This window comes from Weissella sp. DD23 (assembly GCF_001579105.1).
In the GTDB taxonomy this organism is placed as follows: Bacteria; Bacillota; Bacilli; order Lactobacillales; family Lactobacillaceae; genus Weissella; species Weissella cibaria.
The window spans coordinates 1-2,212 of sequence record NZ_KQ970404.1 but is presented as its reverse complement, the minus strand read 5'-3'; the positions used below and the strand labels follow the sequence as shown (position 1 = coordinate 2,212).

Sequence of the window (2,212 nt, the reverse complement as noted above, 5' to 3'; positions counted from 1 at the left end):
GAATTTGCATCTTTCCAAAAATATAACTGCATTCTAGTCATTTCTGCAAAATCAAAATTATTTAAATACGGAGGACTAAATATAACTAAATCAACTGTATTTTGTTCTAACTTATAATCTACAGAGCTAGCGAATACCATTTCTGCTGAATTATCAATCGTTAATATCTCATCTTTACCCATTAAAAAATCTTCTTTCGTCTTAGAAATAGCATTTAAAATCGATAAATTATGTTTTTTAGATGTCGGAGCCTTATATATACCATCTGTTTTTGCAAACGTTACGTATTCTAATAACTTGGACAAGTAAATAAACCCTGCATCTAACTCATCACCTTTCAATGAGAAAACTTGTTCACGCATCAAAAATAGTAAATATAGATCATCTAATTCAAATAGCTTCCCTAAAAAGGTATACGCCGACTCACTCCATGTCGCCGATAATATACTCGTAATATCTTTTCTTTCTGTCTTTCCTCCATGTATTAGAATAATTTTTTCAAACATGGTAGCTATTTGTTCAATTAACGGTAAGATTTTTTGAGCGTTTGTCTTTGCTCTACCAATTTTAAAAAAGAACGGATTTCGTTCAACACCAATTGATTTTACTCCCATTGAATTGGCTACAACATTTGTAGTTGCGGTACCTGAAAATGGGTCGTATATAACCCCTACAGACTTATTTCTCGTTCTATATTCTTGAATAACATCTTCAACATATTCCGGAGAATAACCCGCGACAAAATTGAACCATTTGTGTATCGCATGATTATTAGCTGTCATTGCAGTAGGTTTTTTTTCAATTTCTAGTTCATTCATTTAATATTTCATCCTTATAAATTTTATACATTGAGAGCCCATCTAGGATTAAATATTTGGCATACATTTCACACTAATATTTTCCAATTTTTATTCCTCATAAGTTATATGCAGTAGTCTAAATTTAAGTAGTGTATCTTAATATCTGGTGTAGAAACTAAACAGTATGTTATGTCGATATCCCCCAGATGTTGTTTATAAGCATTCTAACTGTAACACTTTCATGGTTATTTATTTGTTTCAGAAAATCTATTTTGGGTAAATGGACTACGTATCGGGTCAACGATTAATTGCTTAATACTATGTGAATCGCCGATTGTTCTACAGGTGATGCGTATACATACCGTTTTTGTAAGTCATTTTTGAATTGTGCCCTGGCCCTAGCTGCACCCAGTCCATTAACATGCTTAGCTTTTGTATACTCTGCAATGCCTACTCTAATATGTTCTGAATTAATGGTTTGTAGTCGACTAACTGCTAATTCTTTCTCTTCTGGTTCTGTCGTATGACTTATGATGATCATAAGATCATCTTCAGACACATCCGGATGAGCTGTTACTTTTTTTAAACCATATTGTTCTAATAAAATAAAGCGCAATTCTTGATTTAAACCTGTTGTTGTATCCATAAAATTCTCCTTGTTTAACGTCACCTGGACATGGGTACAAAAAAACCGCGCTCGGAATACGAACACGGTTAAGTGACGTATATCCGTTTACAGTGGAGCACCTTACCGATTGGCAGGTTGCTGCTAGGTCAAAGTGTGTAACCACTCGCTAGCTCTTGATATAACACGTGATTTAGTTGTTAGCTGAATTATAGCAGACACGGTTTCATATTTCTATAATGATTTGTTACAGGTGGGATTATGAAAAAATAATAGCTTTCTACAATAACAAAGGTGGTGTTGCTAAAACAACAACTGCTACTAATATAGCCGGTGTTTTATCGTTATCAAACAAAAAAACATTGTTAATTGACGGAGATCCACAAGGACACGCTAGTTTAACCTTTGGTGTTGATTCAGATGAGTTAGAGACCACCTTAGGGGCATATTTAATTAGTGGTTGGACTGCTAAACAGGCTAGTGACTATTTAATTAAGATTAACGACTATTTAGACATTATCCCAAGTAATCAAACATTATCTAATTTTATTGTTTAAGCGGCAGCAGAACCAAATGAAGTTCGTAGCAAACACTTATTAAACTTTGTTAAATCAGTTACGTTATATCAATTGACAGTATCATTGATAACAGATATGCGTTATAAAAAAGCAAGATCATCTTACGAAAATTTGGCTAAGGAGTTGAACTATTAAAAATGGCAAAACCACAATTTAAAAAGCAGTAGATACTAATGTTAAAACAGACTTACCAACACTAAGACAACCTG

The 2,212-nt window shown here is 33.3% G+C and carries 3 protein-coding genes; 1 reads left to right on the top strand and 2 read right to left on the bottom strand.

Going from position 1 to position 2,212, the window contains the following annotated elements; genetic code table 11:
* Positions 1-818 (bottom strand): DNA methyltransferase (locus tag WEIDD23_RS11785; RefSeq protein ID WP_197458893.1); only part of this gene is annotated, 818 nt, incomplete at its 3' end.
* A 286-nt stretch (positions 819-1,104) separates the two neighbouring features.
* A complete protein-coding gene (locus tag WEIDD23_RS11780) occupies positions 1,105-1,446 on the bottom strand; it encodes a hypothetical protein (protein ID WP_062359079.1) in 342 nt (113 codons plus the stop codon).
* 218 nt (positions 1,447-1,664) lie between these two features.
* On the opposite strand from WEIDD23_RS11780, the gene WEIDD23_RS11775 reads away from it, so the two are divergent.
* The gene (locus WEIDD23_RS11775) at positions 1,665-1,982 is read left to right on the top strand and encodes a ParA family protein (protein ID WP_062359078.1); all 318 of its coding nucleotides are present in this window, start codon (positions 1,665-1,667) and stop codon (positions 1,980-1,982) included.
* The last annotated feature ends 230 nt before the right edge of the window (positions 1,983-2,212 follow it).